Origin of the sequence: Mycobacterium sp. AMU20-3851 (assembly GCF_043974665.1) — a bacterium.
Taxonomy (GTDB): Bacteria; Actinomycetota; Actinomycetes; order Mycobacteriales; family Mycobacteriaceae; genus Mycobacterium.
The window spans coordinates 3,875,615-3,895,409 of the sequence record NZ_CP146371.1; the positions used below are offsets into that span (position 1 = coordinate 3,875,615).

Here is a 19,795-nt window from a genome sequence, read left to right on the forward strand (position 1 = left end):
ATGGACACCATCCTGCTCGACCTCGACCACGACGCCCGGGTGGCGACGGTCACGCTGAACCGCCCGGACGCGCTGAACACCTTCAACCGGCAGATGTGCCACGAGATGCGCGACGCCTGGCACCTCATCAAGGACGACGAGGGCATCAACGCGGTGGTGCTGCGTGCCGCTGGTGACCGGGCCTTCAGTGCGGGCCTGGATATCAAGTCCAGCTACGGCCAACCCGAGATCGTGTGGAACCACGAGGATCCCGGTGAGCTGCTCAGCCCCAAGTGGCAGAAGATGTGGAAGCCGGTGGTGTGCGCGGTGCAGGGTATGTGCACCGCCGGCGCGCTGTACTTCGTCAACGAGTCCGATGTGGTGATCTGCTCACCGGAGGCCACCTTCTTCGACTCCCACGTCACCTCGGGTCTGGTGTCCGCACTGGAACCGATCGGACTGATGCGCCGGGTGGGCCTGGCGCACACCCTGCGGATGGCGTTGATGGGCAACGACGAACGGGTCGGTGCCGAGACGGCCCTGCAGATCGGCCTGGTCACCGAGGTGGTGGGCCGCGAGGATCTGTGGACCCGCGCGCACGACATCGCCGCGACGATCGCCAACAAACCGCCTACGGCCACCCAGGGCACCGTCAAGGCGGTGTGGGAATCCCTGGACAAGCCGTACCGCGCGGCGATGGATCAGGGGCTCATCTACACCCGGGTGGGCAATCCGATCGCCAAGAAGGAGCTCGCGGCCCGGCCGGTTCCCAAGACACCGCACCGGATTCGCTGATGACACATCCGCTTTCCCGTCGCATCGGCACCGTGCTGGACCTCGACCCGTCGGCGCCCGCGGTGCAGTTCGACGGCCAGTGGTCGACGTGGGGCCACCTCGCGACGCTGGCCCGTCGCATCGGTGCGCTCACCGCGGGGGCCCGGGTCGGCATCATGCTGCGCAACAGCCCGCCGCACGTGGCGGCGCTGCTCGGGGTGCTGGAGGCCGGTGGCACCGTGGTGGTCATCAACCCGTCCCGCGGGGACGACCGCACCCGCGCCGATATCGCCGACCTGGCACTGCCGGTCATCGTCGGACTGGCCGACGATCTCGCCACGCTGCTACCCCCGGCATTCACCGGGACCGCGGTCACCATCGCCGACCTGGACACCGCCCCGACCGTCGTCGGGGATACCGGCACCGACACGGCCGCCCGTCCCGGCGTCGCGGTCTGGATGCTCACCAGCGGCACCACCGGTCCGCCGAAGCGGGTGGACCTGACCTACGACATGCTGGCCCGCAGCGTCCTGGGTCGCGAACCGTGGCAGGAACCCACCGAACTGCGTCGCGGCGTGGCCATCGTGAACTCCCCGCTGGTGCACGTGGGCGGCGTGTTCCGGGTGCTGCTGTGCCTGGCCGAGGCGCGGCCGTTCGTGCTGCTGCCCAAATTCGATCTGCAACGGTGGTCGGATGCGGTGCGCGAGCACAAGCCGCGGGCGGTCTCGCTGGTGCCCGCCGCGCTGCGGATGGTGTTGCATTCCGATCTGACCCGCGATGACCTCGCGGGCGTGCGGGCGGTCACCTCCGGTACCGCCCCGCTGTCGGCCGACGACGCCGACGCCTTCACCGAGAAGTTCGGCATCCCGGTGCTGACGTCCTACGCCGCCACCGAGTTCGGCGGCGGCGTGGCGTCCTGGACGCTGGCCGATCACCAGCAGTACTGGCGGTCCAAGCGCGGCAGTGTGGGGCGGGCCAATCCGGGTGCCCAACTGCGGGTGGTGGCCGAGGACGGCACCGTGCTCGGCCCCGACGAGAAGGGGTTGCTGGAAGTCAAACCGGCGCAGATGGATCCGGGCTCGGGGTGGATCCGCACCACCGATCTGGCCCGTATCGACGCCGACGGGTTCGTGTGGATCCTGGGCCGCGCCGATCAGGCCATCATCCGCGGCGGGTTCAAGGTGATGCCCGACGACGTCCGGACCGCGCTGGAGAGCCACGCCGCGGTGCGGGGCGCCGCGGTGATCGGCCGGGCCGACGAGCGTCTCGGCGAAACACCGGTGGCCATGGTGGAGTTGCGTCCAGGCGCCTCGGCCACTGCCGACGAGCTGGTCGACTATCTGGCCGGTCGGCTGGCGCGCTACGAGATCCCCACCGACCTGGCGATCGTGGACGCGATTCCGCGGACACCGTCCGGGAAGGCCGATCTCGGCGCGGTCCGCGAACATTTCGCGAGCCGTGTCTGACACCGTCGGCACCCTGCTGACCGCCCGTGCTGACCGGGGCGGGCACCCGCTGCTGATCTGTGATGATCAGACACTGTCCTACGCCGAGGCGGACGTCCGTTCCGGTGAGCTGGCCGCCGGGTTGCTCGGGCTGGGCGCCGGCAAGGGCACCCATATCGGGCTGCTCTACCCGAACGGACCGGAGTTCGTGGTGGCGATGCTGGCCGCCGCGCGGATCGGTGCGGTGGTGGTGCCGTTCTCCACCTTCGCCACCGGCGCCGAGCTGCGTACCCAGCTGATCGACGGCGATGTGTCGATCCTGTTGTCCGCCGGGTCGTACCGCACCCACGACTACCGGGCCCGGCTGTCGGACACCGCCGACATTCCGTGCCTGCGCCACGTGCTCTTCGATCCCCCGGCCGCCGGCGTCAGCGATGCCCTGCATGCCATCGAAGCCGATGTGGACGGTTGCGATGTGCTGGCGATCATCTACACCTCCGGTTCCACCGGCCCACCCAAGGGTGCGGTGCACACCCACGCCGGACTGATCGGCCACCAGCGCAACCTGAACCGGATCCGCGGGCTCGGACCGTCGGACGTGCTGTTCTGCAATTCACCGTTCTTCTGGATCGGCGGGTTCGCGTTCGGACTGCTCGCCACCCTGGCGGCCGGATCCACCATGGTCTGCTCGAACGCCACCGATGCCGGTGCGACGCTGGACCTGCTGGACACGGTGCGGCCCACCATCACCAATGGTTTCGTCGCGGGTATCGCGCACCTGACCCGGCACCCCAGCTTCGCCGACCGCCGGTTCACGGCGCAGCGCGGCAACCTGTACCCGATCATGGCCCCCGATGCCCGGCCCGCCGACCCGGAGTTGCGGCACAACATGCTGGGCATGACCGAGGCCGGCAGCGTGCTGCTGATCGACGGGGACGAAACCGACCAGCCGGAGCACCGGCGGGGCAGTTTCGGCCGTCCCGCACCGGGTTTCGAGACCAAGGTGCTCGACACCGGGGAGCTCTGCATCCGCGGCCCGTACGTCATGCTGGGGTATCAGGGTCGCGCCCGGGAGGATTGTTTCGACGCCGACGGCTGGTTCCACACCGGAGATCTGGTGCGGGTGGACGAGGACGGCTACTTCTATTATCTGGCGCGGGCCGGTTCGATGATCAAGACCGCCGGCGCCAACGTCACCCCGGCCGAAGTGGTGCAGGCCATCGCCGCACAGGGTTTCACCGCGCACGTGACCGGACTGCCCGACAATGAGCGCGGCCAGATCGTGGCCGCCGTGATCGTCAGCGACGAGCCGGTGGACACCGGTGCGCTGCAGCGTGCACTGCACACCGATCTGTCGGCCTACAAGGTGCCCCGCCGGTTCGCGGTCTGCCGGCCGGACGAGCTCCCGGTGCTGTCCAGCGGCAAGGTCGATATGCCCGCACTGGCAAGGCTTTTCGATGACTGACACGATCGATGCGCTGCTGCGCGCCCGCTCCGGTGTCCACCGGCCGATGGCGATCGACCCGGATACCCGGATCAGCTATGCCGAACTGGACAGCAGCACCGCGGAATTGGCGTCCGGCCTGCTCGATGCCGGGATAGGCAAGGGCACCCGGCTCGGTCTGATCATGCCGAACTGTGCCGACTGGGTGCGCATTGCACTGGCCGCCACCCGGATCGGGGCAGTGCTGGTTCCGTTGAGCACGCTGCTCACCACACCCGAACTCACCGCGCAGTTACGCACCGCATCGGTTCAGCACCTGATCGCGGTCGAGGAGTTCCGCGGCCGCCGCTACGTCCCGGACCCGGTGCCTTCGCTGCAGCGGATCTGGACCCCGTCCGAGATCCTGGCCTTGCGCGGAAGCGCCACTGCGCCGCCGGTCCGGCCCGCCGATCCGCTGGTCATCATGTTCACCTCCGGAAGCAGCGGTGCCCCCAAGGGTGTGCTGCATTCCCATGGCAATGCGCTGGCGGCGACACGTTCCGGATTGTCCGTACGCCGCGTCACCGAGGACACCCGGCTGTATCTGCCGCTGCCGTTCTTCTGGGTGGGCGGCTTCGGGACCGGGATTCTCACCGCCCTGCTCGCCGGCGCGACACTGGTGACCGAACCGATCCCGTCACCGCGGTCGACACTGGAACTGCTGCGCCGCGAACGCGTCACCCTGTTCCGCGGATGGCCGGATCAGGCCGTCGCGCTGGCCCGGCATCTGGGCGAACAGTCCTTGCCCGACCTCCAGGTCGGCAGCCTGGAGGCGCTGCTGCCTCCTGGCCTGCGGTCGGCTCCGGGAGCCCGCGCCGCCCTGTTGGGCATGACCGAATCGTTCGGCCCCTACAGCGGGTATCCCGCCGACCGGGATCTGCCGGAATCCGCGCGCGGGAGCTGCGGAAAACCGTTCCCCGGCAACGACGTACGCATCGTCGACGTCGAGAGCGGCCGCCCGCTGCCGGCCGGGCAGCTCGGTCAGATCCAGATTCGCGGTCGGCACATCCTGCGCGGGATCTGCCGGCGCAGTCGGGAAGAGGTCTTCACGCCCGACGGTTTCTACCCCACCGGTGATCTCGGATATCTGGACGAGGACGGGTTTCTGTTCTACCGCGGCCGCTCCGACGACATGTTCAAGGTGAGCGGCGCATGCGTCTATCCCGGTGAGGTGGAGCGCGCACTGCGCACCATACCCGGGGTGCGCTCCGCGTTCGTCATCAATGTCCCTGATGGACAGCACAATCGGGTCGCGGCGGCGGTGGTCGGCACCCTGGACACCGACGAGCTGCGGGCCGCCGCCCGTACCCTACTGAGCCCGTTCAAGGTGCCGAGCCGGTGGTTGCTACTCGACGACGAGGATGCTATCCCGCGCGGCGCGACCGGCAAGGTCGACAACAACGCCTTGCGGGAGATATTCGCGGCTCAGCCCTGATCCTGCCAGGGCGCCAGCAGCAGTTCGCAGGCGTAGCGGACGTCGGCGACGGCGGCGGTGGACTCCAGCTGTCCGGCGGTCGCCCAGGTCAGGATGCCGTACATGCACTGTTCCACCAGGCGGACCAGGCGGAGGTCCTCCTCGGAGGGTTCCTCGATCCCGGCGATCGCCAGAATGCGCTGTGGCATCACCGGATCGGCGGGTGTATCGGTGCCGGACCTGACGACGTTGACCGACACCAGCATCGCCCGCGCCAGCTGCGGCTCGGCCAGCAGGTCTGCCGCCGCGGCACCCAGGAAGTCGCGGACGGCTGCCGCCGGGTCCGCCGGGGCGCCGGCGGGTGCGGGCAGGTCCGCGATGGACGAGGCCAGCGCCGCGGCGAACAGATGGTGTTTGGACGGGTAGTACCGATACAGCGTCCCCAACGCGACGCCCGCGTCCGCGGCGACGTCGGACATCTGGACCCGTTCCAGACCGTGCAACTGTCCCAGCCGCCGCGCCGCGCGCAGGATCGCGGCATTACGGGCCAGCTGTCGGGGCGTCGATGCCTGCCCCGGCTCGCGGGGCGTACCGATGCGCGGCATGGACCAGCCCTCCAGAAAACTAGAATGAATTCTATAAATTACTGAAAAGGATGCTACAACAGAACCATGACCTACGAAGGTTCCGGGCCGGGCGCCCCCGTTTTCGACACCACCAGGTACGGGCCGTGGGCGGTGATCACCGGCGGCTCCGAAGGCGTCGGCGCGGCGTTCGCGCGGCAATTGGCCGCCGCGGGGATGCACCTGCTGCTGGTGGCGCGCAAGGCCGGGCCGCTGATTGAGACCGCCCGGCGTTGCCGCGATTTCGGCGTGCAGGTCCGCACGCTGAGCACCGATCTGTCCGACCCGTCCTCGGTCGGCTCGGTCGCCGACGCGGTGTCCGATGTCGAGGTGGGCCTGCTCATCCACAACGCGGGAGCCAACACCCACAGTGCCCAGTTCCTGGACGGTGATCTGGCCGCCTTCGGCCGGGTCATCGATCTGAACGTCACCACTCCGCTGGCCCTGGTGCACCATTTCGGGGCCGCGATGCGGCGCCGACGCCGCGGTGGCATCCTGCTGGTCGGCTCCGTGGCGGGTTACCTCGGTTCCAACCGGCACACCGTCTACGGCGGGGTCAAGGCCTTCGGGCGGGTCTTCGCCGAAAGCCTCTGGCTGGAGCTGCGCGATCACGACGTCGATGTGCTCGAACTTGTGCTCGGGGTGACCCGGACGCCGGCCATGGAGCGCGTCGGCCTGAACTTCGACGTGCCCGGGATTGCGGTCTCCGAACCCGCGGAGGTTGCCGCCGAAGGGCTGGCCGCGCTCGGCAGGGGGCCGGTGCACGTGGTCGCCAAGCATGCGAACGTGGCGTTGGCCCATGGCAATCCGGACCGTGCCGCGACCATCCTGCGCACCGACGAGGTGATGCGCCGCTTGATCGGCGGGGCCGACCGGTGAGGCTGGGACTGTCCACCCCGGTGGTCATTCAGCAACCGGGCATCGCCTCCCCCTGGGAGGCCGACGCCGGTCCGGCGGACCTGGCGGTGATCGCCGCGGCGGCGGACTCCCTCGGATTTCACCACCTGACCTGCTCCGAACACGTCGGGATCCCGGCCGCGGCCGCCGACACCCGCGGCTCGGTGTACTGGGATCCGCTGGCCACCTTGTCGTTTCTGGCCGCGCACACCCGGCGCATCCGGTTGACCACCTCGGTGCTGGTGCTGGGTTACCACCACCCCGTCGCGCTGGCCAAGCGGTACGGGACGCTGGACCGCCTCAGCGGCGGACGGACCATTCTGGGCGTGGGGGTCGGATCGCTGCGCGAGGAGTTCGAGCTGCTGGGCGCCGAATGGGCCGACCGCGGCGCCGAGGCGGACGCCGCCCTGCGCCGGTTGAGGTCCGCCTGGGGCCGGCCCGTCGTCGACGGGCTGGCGATTCAACCGCACGCCACCACAACCGATCTCACCGCCTGGGTGGGCGGGCGCACCCTACGCTCGCTGCGCCGCGCCGTCGAACTGGGCGACGGGTGGATGCCGTTCGGCCTCTCCCCCGAGACGATCGCCGGGTACCTGGCGCGGTACCCGGCTCCTACCGGGTTCGACGTGGTCCTCTCCACCGGCCGGGCATGCGATCCGCTCGGTGACGCGGCCGGGACCCGCGGCCAACTGGAGCGGCTGCGCGATGCCGGCGCCACCCTGGCCACCTGCGTCCTGCGCGCCGATAATCGCGATCACTACCTCGATCAGCTCAGTGCCCTACACGAGATCGGACATCCGCTATGACCGACCACACCGCCATCCAGGCCCGTCTCCACGCTCTCGAACAACGGGTGCACGAACTCTCCGACCGGGTGGCCATCACACAACTGATCGCCTCCTACGGCCCGCTGGTCGACGCCGGCTCCCCCGACGAAGTCGCCGCGTTGTGGAGCGAGGACGGCAGTTACCAGGTCGAGGGCTGGAACATGCGCAACCGCGCCGAGGTGCACTCCATGGTGGCCTCCGATGCCCACCAGAGCCTGATTGCCGGTGGCGCAGCGCATTTCCTGGGGCCCGCCCAGGTGAACGTGCAGGGCGACGACGCCTACGCGGTGTGCGAATCGCTGTTGATCCGGCGGCGCGAGGAACGCTGGACGGTGGCGCGTGCCGGCGCGAATCATTTCACGCTGCGCCGGGTCGACGGCCGCTGGCAGATCACCCGCCGGGTGACGCGTGCACTGGACGGCAACCTGGAAGCCCGCGCACTGCTGACCGCGGCGCCGCTGGACTAGACGATGCCGGCGGCCCGCAGTTCCTCGATCTGCGCTGCGCTGTAGCCGATCTCGCCGAGCACCTCGACGGTGTGCTCACCGAGCAACGGCGCGCGGCGGCGGATGGTGCCCGGGGTGGCGGACATCCGGAACGGTGTCTCGATGATCGGTACATCGCGCGGGGCGCCGGGAAACGGGACCCGCTGCAGGTAACCCATCGCCGCGACGTGCGGATCGTCGAGCACATCTTGGGTCGAATGCAGCGGGGCGGCGGGCATTTTCGCCTTGTCCAACAGTTCGAGAACGTGTGCCCTGGTTTTGTCGGCGCACCACTGCGACATGATGTCGTTGAGGATGTCACCATTCGCCCAGCGGGTGTCGTCATCGGCGAACCGTGGATCGTCGAACAGTTCTTCGCGGCCGACGAGGCGGCACCAGCGCTTGAACATGGGCTGTCCGGCGACCTGCAGCAGCACCCACTGGTCGTCGGCGGTGCGGTACAGATCGCACGGTGCCACCGAGGCGCCCTGGTTGCCCATCCGCGGCTTGTCGGTCTGCAGCAGTTCGCGTTCGATGAGGAAGGCGTTGGACAGCATCAGCGCGGTGGGCAGCAGTGCTCCCTCCACGTGCTGGCCCTCACCGGTGCGGTCACGGTGATACAGCGCCATCATGACGCCGATGGCGAGGGTGAGCGCGGTCCCGAAATCGGCGTAGGGCACCACGGTCCGGATCGGCTGGTCCGGCAGGCCCTGCCGGTACACCGCGCCCGACATCACCTGCCCGGCGCCGTCGAAACCGATCTTCTCGCTGTAGGGGCCGCCCTCCCCGTAGGCGGTCGCGCTGGCCAGGATGATGTCCGGCTTGACGGCCTTGAGCGTGTCGTAGTCCAGGCCGCTGGCCCGCATCCCGGCCGCCGGCATGTTGGCGATGACGATATCGGCGCCCGCCACCAGTCTGCGGGTGATCTCGGCGCCCTCGGCAGTGGTGGAATCCAGCGTCAGGGATCGCTTGTTGCGGTTGCACTGCAGAAAGGTCCCGCCCTCGCCGCCGTCGGTGACGGCCTGCACCCAGCGGTCCTCCCCGCCCTCGCGCTTCTCCACCCGCAGCACGTCGGCACCCATATCGGCCAGGATGGCGCTGCACCACGGCGCGGCGATGAACCGCCCGTAATCGAGCACCCGTATCCCGTCGAGAACGCCTGGCATGCCTGCACCCATCGCCGTCGAATATTCCACTGTAAGTATTACAGTATGGCGGGATGGCGCCCCGGTCACGGGTCGACCTCGTCACCCGCGTCGCGGTCCGGGCCGAGGAGTTCTTCGGGGTGGAAGTGGTGGTTGAGGGTGTCTTGGCCGGTGTCCATGAGTGGGGGTGGGTACCAGTGGGTGCGGCCGGTGTCGGGGTCGATGCGGGTGGTCCAGCCCATTTCGGCGAGGCGGTTGTCGGGTCCGCAGCCCAACGCGAGGGTGGGGGCGTCGGTGCGCCCGCCGTTGTTCCAGCTGGGCTGGGCGTGGTGGGCCTGGCAGTGACACGCGGCTTGGGTGCAGCCGGGGCGGGTGCAGCCGCGGTCGCGGTTGTAGAGCAGTAGGCGTTGGGCCTTGCTGGCCAGGCGTCGGGTGCGGCCGAGGTAGAGGGGTTCGGCGGTGTGTTGTCGGTAGACCACCAGGTAGTGGTAGGCCTGTTCGGCGAGGCGGATGAGGTCGGGCATGGGCATGAGGGTGCCGGTGCCGGTGACCGCGATCCCGGCCCCGGCTTCCAACTCCGCCAGCGTGGTGGAGACGACCACGGTGACCGGGATGCCGTTGTGTTGGCCGAGGTTTTTGGCCATCAGGGCATCACGCAGGATTGCTTTGAGGGCGTCGTGGTGGCGCTGGGCGCGGGTGCGGGTATCGCCGGTGGCCAGATCGGCCAGGGCACCGAAATCGGCGGGGCGCGGGTCTTCGCCGCCGCCGGGGGTGTCCGCGGGTTCTGCTTCGCCGTCACCGTCCACCGGGCCACACTCTGGTGCCGGTTGGGCCTCGTCGTCGAGTGGGTTGGGGTCCGGGTTGAGCTTGGGTTCGGGATCGTCGGGGTTGTTGATCCCGGGCCGGCCCCACACCTCCAGTGCGGTACCGAGATAGGCGGCCAACTCCGCATCCACCCAGCCGGTGATGCGGACCATCCCGTCGGCGTCCTGCGCGCCGAGGGTGATCCCGCGCCGGTGCCGGGCCATATCGGGGCCGTCGCCGTCTTGGTTGAGTTTGTAGAGCACCCGGGTGGCGGCTTCTTTCAACGTTTCCGGGCTGGTGGTCTTGGCCGCGGCGACCAGGCTGGCCTCCAAATCGGCGAGGTCGCTACCACTCATCCGCCCCGACGCGGACTTTAATGTCGCGCGCACGACCGCGATGTGCTCGCCGGCGATGCTGCCCTCGGCCAGCGCGGTCGCGCATGCCGGCAACACCGGGGCGAGCACGTCGCCGTTCATCGCGTGCCGCGGCCCGAGCACCTTAGCGTCGCGGACGCGGCGGGCAGCCTCGGCGCGGCTGATCCGCATCCGGGTGGCCAGCACATCGATCCAGGATTTCCCGCCGATCTCGTGCGGGGTGGCCCGGTCCATCAGCGCGGCCTGGATGCGGTGGTCGATCACCGCCTCGGCGCGGGCGCGCAGTTCGCGTTCGGACTGGATGGCCAACAACTCCGCGGTGTCGAACACCGTGAAATCGGCATCCAACAAAGCCTTGACCGACGCGGCGTGATCGGAGAGGGCGTGCTGCACCGTCTCCCGGCTCGCCACCACATCGATCTTCATGGCTAGAACATACGTTCGACCACCGACAGAAAACGGCAGAATGTGACACCAGAGACAAAAGGGGTCAAAGAAATTTCTGAGACAAGAAGTCGCGCGAATGTCGCTGCGAGGTAGGCACTTTCGCACCCACGATCTCAACCCAGCTGCAACACCCGGCGCAGGAACGTCACCTGATCGGTGACGGTTTTGTCGAACCACTCGTTGCCCGGCCACACGTCGAAGTGATCGCACGCGTACCGGTGCACCTGGGCGCGGGCCAACTCGGCGGTCTTGGCCACCGCCCCGGCCGGCACATACCGGTCGAAATCGCCGATCTGCACGAGCACCGGGCACCGCAGGCTGCGCGCCGCGGCCTTCGTGCTCATCCGACCCAACTCCATCCCCACCCCGGCATCGATCTCATTACGCCAGGTCGGACCCGCCATGGCGGTATAGCTTTCGTACGCGCCCGACAGAGTCAGCGCGCCGGGCTCCCCCGGGCGTCCGACGATGGGCATCAGGGTGGCGGTGCCGCCGCGGGCCACCGCCGCCTTGCTCCGCAAACCGATGGCGGTCCAGCGCGCGGCGGTCAGGACCCCGCTGGAGGCCAGCGAAGACCGGCCGGCCGCCAACCCGCTGGTCATCGGGGTCAACGCGATCACCGCGGCGATGTCCGCCCGCCCGGCCGCCACTCTCAACACGTTGCCGCCCGACATCGATGCACCCCACAGCACCACCCGGTCGGCGTTCGGCAGCGCCAACGCGGTGTCGGCCGCGCTGTTGTAGTCGGCCAGCTGCCGTTCCAGCGAGATCGTCTGGCGCGGTTCGCCGTCCGAGGCCCCGAAACCGCGGTAGTCGAAGGCCAGCACGTCGAGACCAGCCTCGGCGAACCGTTCGGCGAACGGCGCCAACCCGGAATCCTTCGTGCCGCCGAAGCCGTGCGCCATCACCACGACCGGCCGGGCGTGGTCGCCGTCGGCGCGGAAATACCATCCGCTACAGCGTGTTCCGTGTGACTGGAAGGACAACTCTTGGTGCGTCATCGGCCATCTCCGTAAATTGTGCTCAGCCATATGGCGGCCGCTCCGTCGATCAACTGATCCCGCGTCAGCGATCCGCCGAAGAGGAACCGCTCCACCATCCGGTCGTTGAATTCCAGCAGTACCGCCGCCAGCACCTCTGGATCGGGCGATGCCTCCGCCCGTTCAGCGCGGATCAGTTCGGTCACCGACGGTTTGAAGGCATCCCGCCCGTCATCCCAGATCTCGCGGATGGTGGCACTGGATCCGCGCGCCTCCAGCATGGCGCTGAACACGTGCCGGTACCGGTCCGCACTGTCGAACAGACCTTCCAGCATCGCGTACACCCGCTCCCTTGGCGCCCCACTGCCGGTGGTGAATTTGTCGCTGACCACGAAGATCTCGGCGACCAGGCGTTCGATCAGCGCGGCGACCGCGGCCGCCTTGTTCTCGAAATAGAAGTAGAAGGCCGATCGCGTGACGCCGGCCTGCGCGGTGATCTCGGCGACGTTCACGGCGTCGAGGCTGGATTCCTGCAACCAGGAGTCCAGCGCGTCCAGGATCGCCTCGCGGCGCTCGTCGCTGCGCAGCGCCGGCCTGCGGTCGGTCGGCGACCTCATACCGGCGCGAGTTCCGGGCGGGCCGCGGCGGCACGCTTGATCCCGGCCGGGATCTCCTTGGTGCGGATGTCGTGTTCGTAGTAGAAGTAGTCGACCTGCTGGGTGTGCCGGGCCCGGTTGGTGCAGTGCCCGGCATGCAGCTGTTGGTCGGCGTCGATGACGCGCTCCATCTCGTCCACGGAGGGCAGCGCGTACCTGCCTGCTGCGTAGGCCGCCAGCAGCCGGGACTGGCATTCCACGAACGGGAACAGCGTCGGGATGGCCTGCGCGAAACCGATGAACACCAGGTCCTCGAATCCCGGCTTGAACATCCGCTTGTACAACCGGATCTGGTTCTCCGGGGCGCTGATCAGATCGGGATCGAAGAACGGGAAGGTGATGTTGTATCCGGTGGCGTAGATGATCACGTCGAACTCGTCCGAGGTGCCGTCGTCGAAGTGCACGGTGTCCCCGTCGAGCCTCGACACATTCGGCTTCGGGATCACGTCACCGGAACCGAGCCGCAGTGGCAGCTCCACCGACTGGGTCGGATGCGCCTCGAACAGTTTGTGATTGGCCGGCGGCAGACCGTACTTGGTCGGGTCGGCACCCACCAGCGGGGCGAAGGCCTGTGCCGCCTTGCGCTGCCAGGACAGCGGCAGGTAGGGCGTGGTCTTGAAGATCTTGTCCCCGGGCTGTCCGGCAAGGTATTTCGGCACGATCCAGGCGCTCGACCGGGTCGACAGCGTCACCTTGTTCTGCAGGGTCTTCGACGAGAGTTCGACGGTGATGTCGGCGGCGCTGTTCCCGATCCCGACAACCAGGATCCGTTTGCCGGTCAGCGCCAACGGTGTCTGCGGGTCGATGTAGTTGTGCGAGTGAATCGACTCACCGCTGAACTCGCCGGGGAACTCGGCCCACCGTGCATCCCAGTGATGCCCGTTGCCGACCACCAGCAGGTCGAATTCGCGCGTCGTCCCGGCCTGATCCTCGATCAGCCAGCCTCCGCCGGGACGCGGACGGGCGTGGCGCACACCGTTGTTGAATTCGATGTTCTCCAGCAGACCGAACGCATCGGCGTAGGAGTCCAGATAGGCCTTGACGTCGCTGTGGTGCGGGAACGAGGGGTAGTGAGCGGGCATCGGAAAGTCCTTGAAGGACAACCGGTGTTTGGAGGTGTCGATGTGCAGCGAGCGATAGGCGCTGCTGAGCCCGTTGGGATTGCCGAACGCCCAGTTGCCGCCGATCCGGTCGGACATCTCGAAGGTCGTATAGGGAATCCGGTAGTCCTTGAGCATCTTGCCCGCGGTCAGCCCGCTGATCCCGGCACCGATGATCGCCGTCCGCGGCTGGCTTCGCACCACAGTCACTCCTCGGGGTCGCTGTGATGCGGAACACTACCCAGACGCACTGACGCACGTCAACAAGTTCTGACACACGTCAAATAGGCGCGATGACCCCCAGCTCGGTCAGGTGCTCGCACAACGGGTCCACCCCGATGGTGAAGTGCTCGGCCATCGCCGTCCGGGCCTCATCGGGATCGCGGTTCTCGAACGCCGCGATCACCCGGCGGTGGTCCTTGATGGACTGCGTCGGCCAGCCCGGCAGCGTCGGGAACACCGATTCGGGCTGGTATCGGGTGATCCCGGACATGAACTGGGTCAGCTTGGGCGAGGCGGCGGCGACGTTGATCAGCCGGTGGTATTCGTGGTTGAGCCGCACCGTGCGCTCCGGATCGGACTCCCCGTACGCCCGCTCCAGCTGGTCCTGGATCTTCTTGAGCTCGGAAAGCTGTTCGGCGCTGATGTTCTCGGCCGCCCGTGCCGCGAGTTCCCCGCCGACGTAGGCCTGTACCTGGGCGACGTCGGCGAGGTCGCGCGCGGTGAACTCCAGCACCATGAACCCGCGACGGGGGTGCTGCACCAGCAGACCCTCGGCCCGCAGGTTCAGCAGCGCCTCCCGCACCGGGGTGACGCTGATCCCGAGATCCGCGGCCAGCTGATCCAGCCGCAGATACTCCCCGGCGCGGTAGGTGCCGTCGAAGATCCGGCGCCGCACCACCCGGGCGACGTCGTCGGACAGTTGCGGGCGAGCCGCGAAGTCCGGATCAGATCCGATACTCATCGAGCAGATTCTTGCTGATGATCGTCTTCTGGATCTCGCTGGTGCCCTCACCGATGAGCAGGAACGGGGAATCCCGCATGAGGCGCTCGATCTCGTACTCCTTGGAGTAGCCGTAACCGCCGTGGATCCGGAAGCTCTGCTGGGTGACCTCCGCGCAGTACTCGCTGGCAAGGTATTTCGCCATACCGGAAGCCACGTCATTGCGATCGCCGGAGTCCTTCAGTCGCGCCGCGTTGACCATCATCAGGTGTGCGGCCTCGACCTTGGTCGCCATCTCGGCGAGCTGGAAGGCGATCGCCTGGTGTCCGGCGATCGGCTTGCCGAACGTCTCGCGTTGCTGCGCATAGCGAATGGCCAACTCGAACGCCCGCAGCGCGACCCCACAGGCCCGTGCCGAGACGTTCACCCGACCGACCTCGACACCGTCCATCATCTGGAAGAAGCCCTTGCCCGGCACTCCGCCGAGCACATCGCCGGCCTGGGCCCGGTAACCGTCGAAGATCATCTCGGTGGTGTCGATGCCCTTGTAGCCCAGCTTGTCCAGCTTGCCCGGAATGGTCAGCCCCGGTAGCACCTCACCGAACCCGGCGGGCTTCTCGATCAGGAACGCGGTCAGGTTGCGGTGCGCCTTGTCCGCTCCCTCATCGGTTTTCACCAACGCGGCCACCAACGTCGAGCTGCCACCGTTGGTCAGCCACATCTTCTGGCCGGTGATGGTGTAGTTGCCGTCGCCATCGCGCACACCCTTGGTGCGGATCGCGGCGACATCGGAGCCCAGCTCCGGCTCGGACATCGAGAAGGCGCCGCGCAACTCCCCCGTCGCCATCCGCGGCAGGTAATGCTGCTTCTGTTCATCGGTGCCGTGCTGCCGGATCATGTACGCGACGATGAAGTGGGTGTTGATCACACCCGAGACACTCATCCAGCCGCGCGCCAGTTCCTCGACGCACAGCGCGTAGGTGAGCAGTGATTCGCCGAGGCCGCCGTACTCCTCGGGGATCATCAACCCGAACAGACCCATCTCGCGCATCTGGTCGACGATCTGCTGCGGGTAGGTATCCGAATGCTCCAGCTCCTGGGCGTTCGGGATGATCTCCTTGTCCACGAACTGGCGCACGGTGGCGACGATCTCGGCCTGGACGTCGGTCAGGCCGGGGGTCTGGGCAAGTTTGGTCATGCAGAAATCCGTTCGAATACGGCGGCCAGGCCCTGGCCGCCACCGATACACATGGTCTCCAGCCCGTACCGAGCGTCGCGCAGCTCGAGTTCGCGGGCCAGGGTGGCAAGCATCCGCCCGCCGGTCGCGCTGACGGGGTGCCCGAGCGAGATGCCCGACCCGCGCACGTTGGTGCGCTCCAGATCGGCGTCGGTGAACCGCCATTCGCGCATGCACGCCAGCGCCTGGGCAGCGAACGCTTCGTTGAGTTCGATGACGTCGATCTGGGAAAGGGTGAGGCCGGCTTTGGCCAACGCCCGCTCGGTGGCCGGCACCGGGCCGATGCCCATGATGTTGGGTGCTACTCCGGCCAGTCCCCAGGCGGCAAGCCGGACAAGGGGTTTGAGGTTGAGTTCGGCGGCACGTTTCGCGGTGGTGACGATGCACATGGAGGCCGCGTCGTTCTGGCCGCTGGAATTGCCTGCGGTGACGGTGGCATCGGGATCGGACTTGGCGAGAACCGGCCGCAGCTTGGACAGCGCCTCCACCGAGGTGTCCGCGCGCGGGTGCTCGTCGGTGTCGATGACGGTGTCGCCTTTACGCCCCGGAACGGTCACCGGGATGATCTCCTCGGCCAGCACTCCGCTGGTCTGTGCGGCGATCGCTTTCCGGTGCGAGCGCACCGCCAGTTCATCCTGTTCGGCACGGGAGATGTCGTACTGGCGGCGCAGGTTCTCCGCGGTCTCCAGCATGCCGCCGGGCACCGGGTAATTCTTGCCGCCGGCGGTGACCCGGCCGCGGGCCAGACCGTCGTGGATCTGCACCCCATTGCGGGATCCGCCCCAGCGCATATCGGTGGAGTGGAAGGCCACGTTGCTCATCGATTCGGCGCCGCCGGCGACGACCAGTTCGTTGTTGCCGCTGGACACCTGCAGGCAGGCCTGGATGACGGCCTGTAGACCCGATCCGCAGCGGCGGTCGATCTGCATGCCCGGCACCGTGATCGGCAGACCGGCGTCCAGTGCCACCACGCGGCCGATGGCCGGCGCCTCGCTGGAGGGATAGCAGTGCCCGAGGATCACGTCCTCGATCGCGTCGGCCGGTACGCCGGTGCGCGCCAGCAGGCCCTGCAGTGCCGCGACACCGAGGTCGACCGCGGTCAGGGACGCAAACATGCCACCGTAGCGTCCGATCGGGGTGCGAACCGGTTCGCAGATGACCGCTTCCTGGGTGAACTCGGCCATCTAGATGTGCCGCCCGCCGGTCACTTCGAGCACGGTGCCCGTCATGTACGAGGACAGGTCCGAGGCCAGGAACAGTGCCACCGAGGCGACCTCGCTGGGTTCGGCCGCCCGGCCCATCGGGATCTCGGCCAGTTTCTGGTCCCAGATCCGTTGTGGCATGGCCTCGGTCATGGCCGAGCGGATCAGGCCGGGCTGGATCGCGTTGACCCGCACGCCCAGATGGGCGACCTCCTTGGCCGCGGCCTTGGTCAGGCCGACGATGCCGGCCTTGGCGGCCGAGTAGTTGGTCTGGCCGACCAGCCCGACCTTGCCGGAGATCGAGGAGATGTTCACGATGGCACCGCTTTTGGCCTCGCGCATGATGGCGGCGGCCAGCCGGGTGCCGTTCCAGGAGCCCTTCAGGTGCACGGCGATGACCTGGTCGAACTGCTCTTCGGTCATCTTGCGCATGGTCGCATCGCGGGTGATGCCGGCGTTGTTGACCATGATGTCCAGGCTGCCGAAGGTGTCGACGGCCGCCCCGACGAGCGCCTCCACTTCGGCGGACTCGACCACGTTGCAGGTCACCGCCTTGGCGACGCTCGGTCCGCCCAGCGCCGCGACCGCAGCCTCGGTCACCTCCGGGTTCAGGTCTCCGAGCACCACGCGGGCGCCCTCGGCAACGAACCGTTCGGCGATCGCGAACCCGATCCCCTGCGCACCCCCGGTGATCACCGCGGTGCGACCGTCAAGCAGAGCCATGGCAGTCCATCCCTTTCCTGGAGCTCAGATTGTTCCAAACATAAAATATGATATTTCTGGTATCAAATCGCCCCTCCGTTCATCGCACCGATCTCAGGAGTTGCCGCTGATGGCCGCCAATCCGACCGCCGCCGTGTCCGACGAAGACTTCGCCGACATCCTCGCCGCCACCCGGCAGTTCGTCCGCACTCAGGTGGTCCCGCGCGAGCTGGAGATCATGGCCGCCGACCGGGTGCCCGACGACATCCGCGAGCAGACCAAGGAGATGGGCCTGTTCGGGTACGCGATTCCGCAGGAGTGGGGCGGGCTGGGCCTCAACCTGGCCCAGGATGTCGAGTTGGCCATGGAGTTCGGCTACACCAGCCTGGCGCTGCGCTCGATGTTCGGCACCAACAACGGCATCGCCGGACAGGTGCTCGTCGGGTTCGGGACCGACGAGCAGAAATCCCGCTGGCTGGAGGGCATCGCCTCCGGCGCGGTGGTCGCCTCGTTCGCGCTGACCGAGCCCGGTGCCGGATCGAATCCGGCGGGTCTGCGGACCAAGGCCATCAATGACGGTGACGGTTGGGTGATCACCGGCCAGAAGCGTTTCATCACCAACGCCCCCAACGCCGATCTGTTCGTGACCTTCGCCCGCACCCGCCCGGCCGATGCCGACGGCGCCGGAATCGCGGTATTCCTCGTTCCCGCCGACTCCCCCGGGGTCACCATCGGCGCCAAGGACGCCAAGATGGGCCAGGAGGGCGCGTGGACCGCCGACGTCAGCTTCGACGACGTCCGCGTCGGCGCCGACGCGCTGGTCGGCGGCAGCGAGGATGTCGGCTACCGGGCGGCAATGACCTCGCTGGCCCGTGGCCGGGTGCACATCGCCGCCCTTGCGGTGGGTGCCGCACAGCGCGCCCTCGACGAGTCGGTCGCCTACGCCGCCACGGCCACCCAGGGCGGCACGCCGATCGGCGACTTCCAGCTGGTGCAGGCCATGATCGCCGATCAGCAGACCGGGGTGATGGCCGGTCGCGCCTTGGTCCGAGAGGCTGCGCGACTGTGGGTCACCGAGGAGGACCGGCGTATCGCGCCGTCCTCGGCGAAACTGTTCTGCACCGAGATGGCGGGCAAGGTCGCCGATCTCGCCGTGCAGATCCACGGGGGCAGCGGTTACATGCGCGAGGTGGCGGTCGAGCGGATCTACCGCGAGGTGCGGTTGCTGCGTCTCTACGAGGGCACCAGCGAGATTCAGCGGCTCATCATCGGCGGCGGGCTGGTGAAGGCGGCTCAGCGCAAGGCCAAAGCCTCGTCCTGACAGCAGCCGTGAAACGCCGAAGGCCTCGGGGTAACCCGAGGCCTTCGTGCTGCACGTGCCCGATATGTCAGGCGATGTAGCGGATGATCGACTCCGCAACTGCCGCAGGCTTTTCCGAACCCTCGATCTCGACGGTGATGGTGACCGTGGACTGGGCGGCGCCGTCGAGCTTGGTGACGTCGTTGACCACACCGCGGGCCCGCACCCGGGCACCCACCTTCACCGGCGTGATGAACCGGACCTTGTTGTAGCCGTAGTTGACCGCCAGCGAGATGCCCTCCACCCGGTAGAGCTGGTGGCTGAAGTGCGGCAGCAGCGACAGGGTCAGCAGTCCGTGCGCGATGGTCCCGCCGAACGGACCCTCGGCCGCGCGCTCGGGGTCGATGTGGATCCACTGGTGGTCTTCTGTTGCATCGGCAAACTTATTGACCCGATCCTGGCCGATCTCCAACCATTCCGTCGGCCCCAGTTCGGCACCCTGGGCGCCCACCAATTCGTCAAGATTCTTGAAAACCTGCACTGTTCCTCCTCCGGCCGCGCCGTCGACTTTTCAGGTTCATGCATAGTCGGTATTGCGAACGGGCCGGACACCGGGTCCCGACTACACCGAACCGAAACCACACCGATGTGGCAGTGAATGCCAACAAAACGGTCAGATACGCGATTGATATAGAAAACTTCGCGACGGGCAAATCATATTTGCCAAATCTAACGAGTTAGCTAATTTCTTACCAGATAACCACTATCTACAGCTAAATACCACCGTTGCCAAATCCACACCTACGCTCGATCAGCAACGAATTGTCAGCATCGGCAATAAATTACCGCTGGTATCTCACCTAGATATAGCGATACTTAACTGCACTATTCGAAAATAGCCTCCCTGGAACGTACCCTGTTAAGGTCGCGTTCCGGCAACTGATCGGTGGGTCCGGGAATGAGCGTGTCTGTCGCCGA

Annotated in this window: 19 protein-coding genes; 8 read left to right on the forward strand and 11 right to left on the reverse strand. The window is 67.6% G+C overall.

Annotated features, from left to right (window positions below; all coding sequences use genetic code 11):
- From V4U86_RS18660 to V4U86_RS18675, 4 genes are read left to right on the forward strand one after another with little or no spacing between them, the layout of a single operon-like run.
- The gene (locus V4U86_RS18660) at window positions 1-774 is read left to right on the forward strand and encodes an enoyl-CoA hydratase/isomerase family protein (RefSeq protein WP_395307426.1); all 774 of its coding nucleotides are present in this window, start codon (window positions 1-3) and stop codon (window positions 772-774) included.
- Window positions 774-2,219, forward strand: coding sequence for a class I adenylate-forming enzyme family protein (locus V4U86_RS18665; protein WP_395307427.1), 1,446 nt, complete (start codon window positions 774-776; stop codon window positions 2,217-2,219). Before V4U86_RS18660 ends, V4U86_RS18665 begins: the two co-directional genes overlap by 1 nt.
- On the forward strand, window positions 2,212-3,663 hold the full coding sequence (locus V4U86_RS18670) for a class I adenylate-forming enzyme family protein (RefSeq protein WP_395307428.1): 1,452 nt from the start codon (window positions 2,212-2,214) through the stop codon (window positions 3,661-3,663). Before V4U86_RS18665 ends, V4U86_RS18670 begins: the two co-directional genes overlap by 8 nt.
- Window positions 3,656-5,116: a class I adenylate-forming enzyme family protein gene (locus V4U86_RS18675; RefSeq protein ID WP_395307429.1), complete on the forward strand. Its 1,461-nt coding sequence runs from the start codon at window positions 3,656-3,658 to the stop codon at window positions 5,114-5,116. Before V4U86_RS18670 ends, V4U86_RS18675 begins: the two co-directional genes overlap by 8 nt.
- On the opposite strand, the gene V4U86_RS18680 is transcribed toward V4U86_RS18675, so the two are convergent.
- Window positions 5,107-5,700, reverse strand: a complete 594-nt coding sequence (locus V4U86_RS18680) for a TetR family transcriptional regulator (RefSeq protein ID WP_395307430.1) — start codon at window positions 5,698-5,700, stop codon at window positions 5,107-5,109. The two genes, V4U86_RS18675 and V4U86_RS18680, sit on opposite strands and share 10 nt — an antisense overlap.
- Before the next feature lie 66 nt (window positions 5,701-5,766).
- Between V4U86_RS18680 and V4U86_RS18685 the strand changes: the two genes are divergently transcribed.
- From V4U86_RS18685 to V4U86_RS18695, 3 genes are read left to right on the forward strand one after another with little or no spacing between them, the layout of a single operon-like run.
- Complete coding sequence (locus tag V4U86_RS18685; RefSeq protein WP_395307431.1) at window positions 5,767-6,597, forward strand: SDR family NAD(P)-dependent oxidoreductase; 831 nt, start codon at window positions 5,767-5,769, stop codon at window positions 6,595-6,597.
- Window positions 6,594-7,421 (forward strand): TIGR03619 family F420-dependent LLM class oxidoreductase, encoded by an 828-nt coding sequence (locus tag V4U86_RS18690; RefSeq protein WP_395307432.1) that lies wholly within the window; start codon window positions 6,594-6,596, stop codon window positions 7,419-7,421. The genes V4U86_RS18685 and V4U86_RS18690 overlap by 4 nt, the downstream gene beginning before the upstream one ends.
- Complete coding sequence (locus V4U86_RS18695) at window positions 7,418-7,909, forward strand: nuclear transport factor 2 family protein (protein ID WP_395307433.1); 492 nt, start codon at window positions 7,418-7,420, stop codon at window positions 7,907-7,909. Before V4U86_RS18690 ends, V4U86_RS18695 begins: the two co-directional genes overlap by 4 nt.
- Here the strand turns inward: V4U86_RS18695 and V4U86_RS18700 are convergent.
- The 9 genes from V4U86_RS18700 to fabG form a co-directional block, all read right to left on the reverse strand.
- Entirely contained in the window at window positions 7,906-9,093 is a 1,188-nt protein-coding gene (locus V4U86_RS18700; protein ID WP_395307434.1) for a CaiB/BaiF CoA transferase family protein, read from the reverse strand. The genes V4U86_RS18695 and V4U86_RS18700 overlap by 4 nt on opposite strands.
- A gap of 65 nt (window positions 9,094-9,158) precedes the next feature.
- The gene (locus V4U86_RS18705; RefSeq protein WP_395307435.1) at window positions 9,159-10,676 is read right to left on the reverse strand and encodes an HNH endonuclease signature motif containing protein; all 1,518 of its coding nucleotides are present in this window, start codon (window positions 10,674-10,676) and stop codon (window positions 9,159-9,161) included.
- A 134-nt stretch (window positions 10,677-10,810) separates the two neighbouring features.
- On the reverse strand, window positions 10,811-11,698 hold the full coding sequence (locus V4U86_RS18710; protein WP_395307436.1) for an alpha/beta hydrolase: 888 nt from the start codon (window positions 11,696-11,698) through the stop codon (window positions 10,811-10,813).
- On the reverse strand, window positions 11,695-12,294 hold the full coding sequence (locus V4U86_RS18715; protein ID WP_395307437.1) for a TetR/AcrR family transcriptional regulator: 600 nt from the start codon (window positions 12,292-12,294) through the stop codon (window positions 11,695-11,697). Before V4U86_RS18715 ends, V4U86_RS18710 begins: the two co-directional genes overlap by 4 nt.
- Window positions 12,291-13,637 carry a flavin-containing monooxygenase gene (locus V4U86_RS18720; RefSeq protein WP_395307438.1) on the reverse strand — a complete coding sequence of 449 codons (1,347 nt, stop codon included), beginning with the start codon at window positions 13,635-13,637 and terminating at the stop codon, window positions 12,291-12,293. The genes V4U86_RS18715 and V4U86_RS18720 overlap by 4 nt, the downstream gene beginning before the upstream one ends.
- Before the next feature lie 76 nt (window positions 13,638-13,713).
- Complete coding sequence (locus V4U86_RS18725; RefSeq protein ID WP_395307439.1) at window positions 13,714-14,397, reverse strand: GntR family transcriptional regulator; 684 nt, start codon at window positions 14,395-14,397, stop codon at window positions 13,714-13,716.
- The gene (locus V4U86_RS18730; RefSeq protein ID WP_395307440.1) at window positions 14,381-15,574 is read right to left on the reverse strand and encodes an acyl-CoA dehydrogenase family protein; all 1,194 of its coding nucleotides are present in this window, start codon (window positions 15,572-15,574) and stop codon (window positions 14,381-14,383) included. Before V4U86_RS18730 ends, V4U86_RS18725 begins: the two co-directional genes overlap by 17 nt.
- Window positions 15,571-16,797 carry an acetyl-CoA C-acetyltransferase gene (locus tag V4U86_RS18735; RefSeq protein ID WP_395307441.1) on the reverse strand — a complete coding sequence of 409 codons (1,227 nt, stop codon included), beginning with the start codon at window positions 16,795-16,797 and terminating at the stop codon, window positions 15,571-15,573. Before V4U86_RS18735 ends, V4U86_RS18730 begins: the two co-directional genes overlap by 4 nt.
- Window positions 16,798-17,538, reverse strand: a complete 741-nt coding sequence (gene fabG / locus V4U86_RS18740) for a 3-oxoacyl-ACP reductase FabG (protein WP_395307442.1) — start codon at window positions 17,536-17,538, stop codon at window positions 16,798-16,800.
- Window positions 17,539-17,647: 109 nt separating this feature from the next.
- Here fabG and V4U86_RS18745 point away from each other — a divergent pair, with 109 nt between their 5' ends.
- On the forward strand, window positions 17,648-18,838 hold the full coding sequence (locus V4U86_RS18745; RefSeq protein ID WP_395307443.1) for an acyl-CoA dehydrogenase family protein: 1,191 nt from the start codon (window positions 17,648-17,650) through the stop codon (window positions 18,836-18,838).
- A 67-nt stretch (window positions 18,839-18,905) separates the two neighbouring features.
- Here V4U86_RS18745 and V4U86_RS18750 read toward each other — a convergent pair whose 3' ends face one another.
- Complete coding sequence (locus tag V4U86_RS18750) at window positions 18,906-19,358, reverse strand: MaoC family dehydratase (protein WP_395307444.1); 453 nt, start codon at window positions 19,356-19,358, stop codon at window positions 18,906-18,908.
- Window positions 19,359-19,795 lie beyond the last annotated feature (437 nt).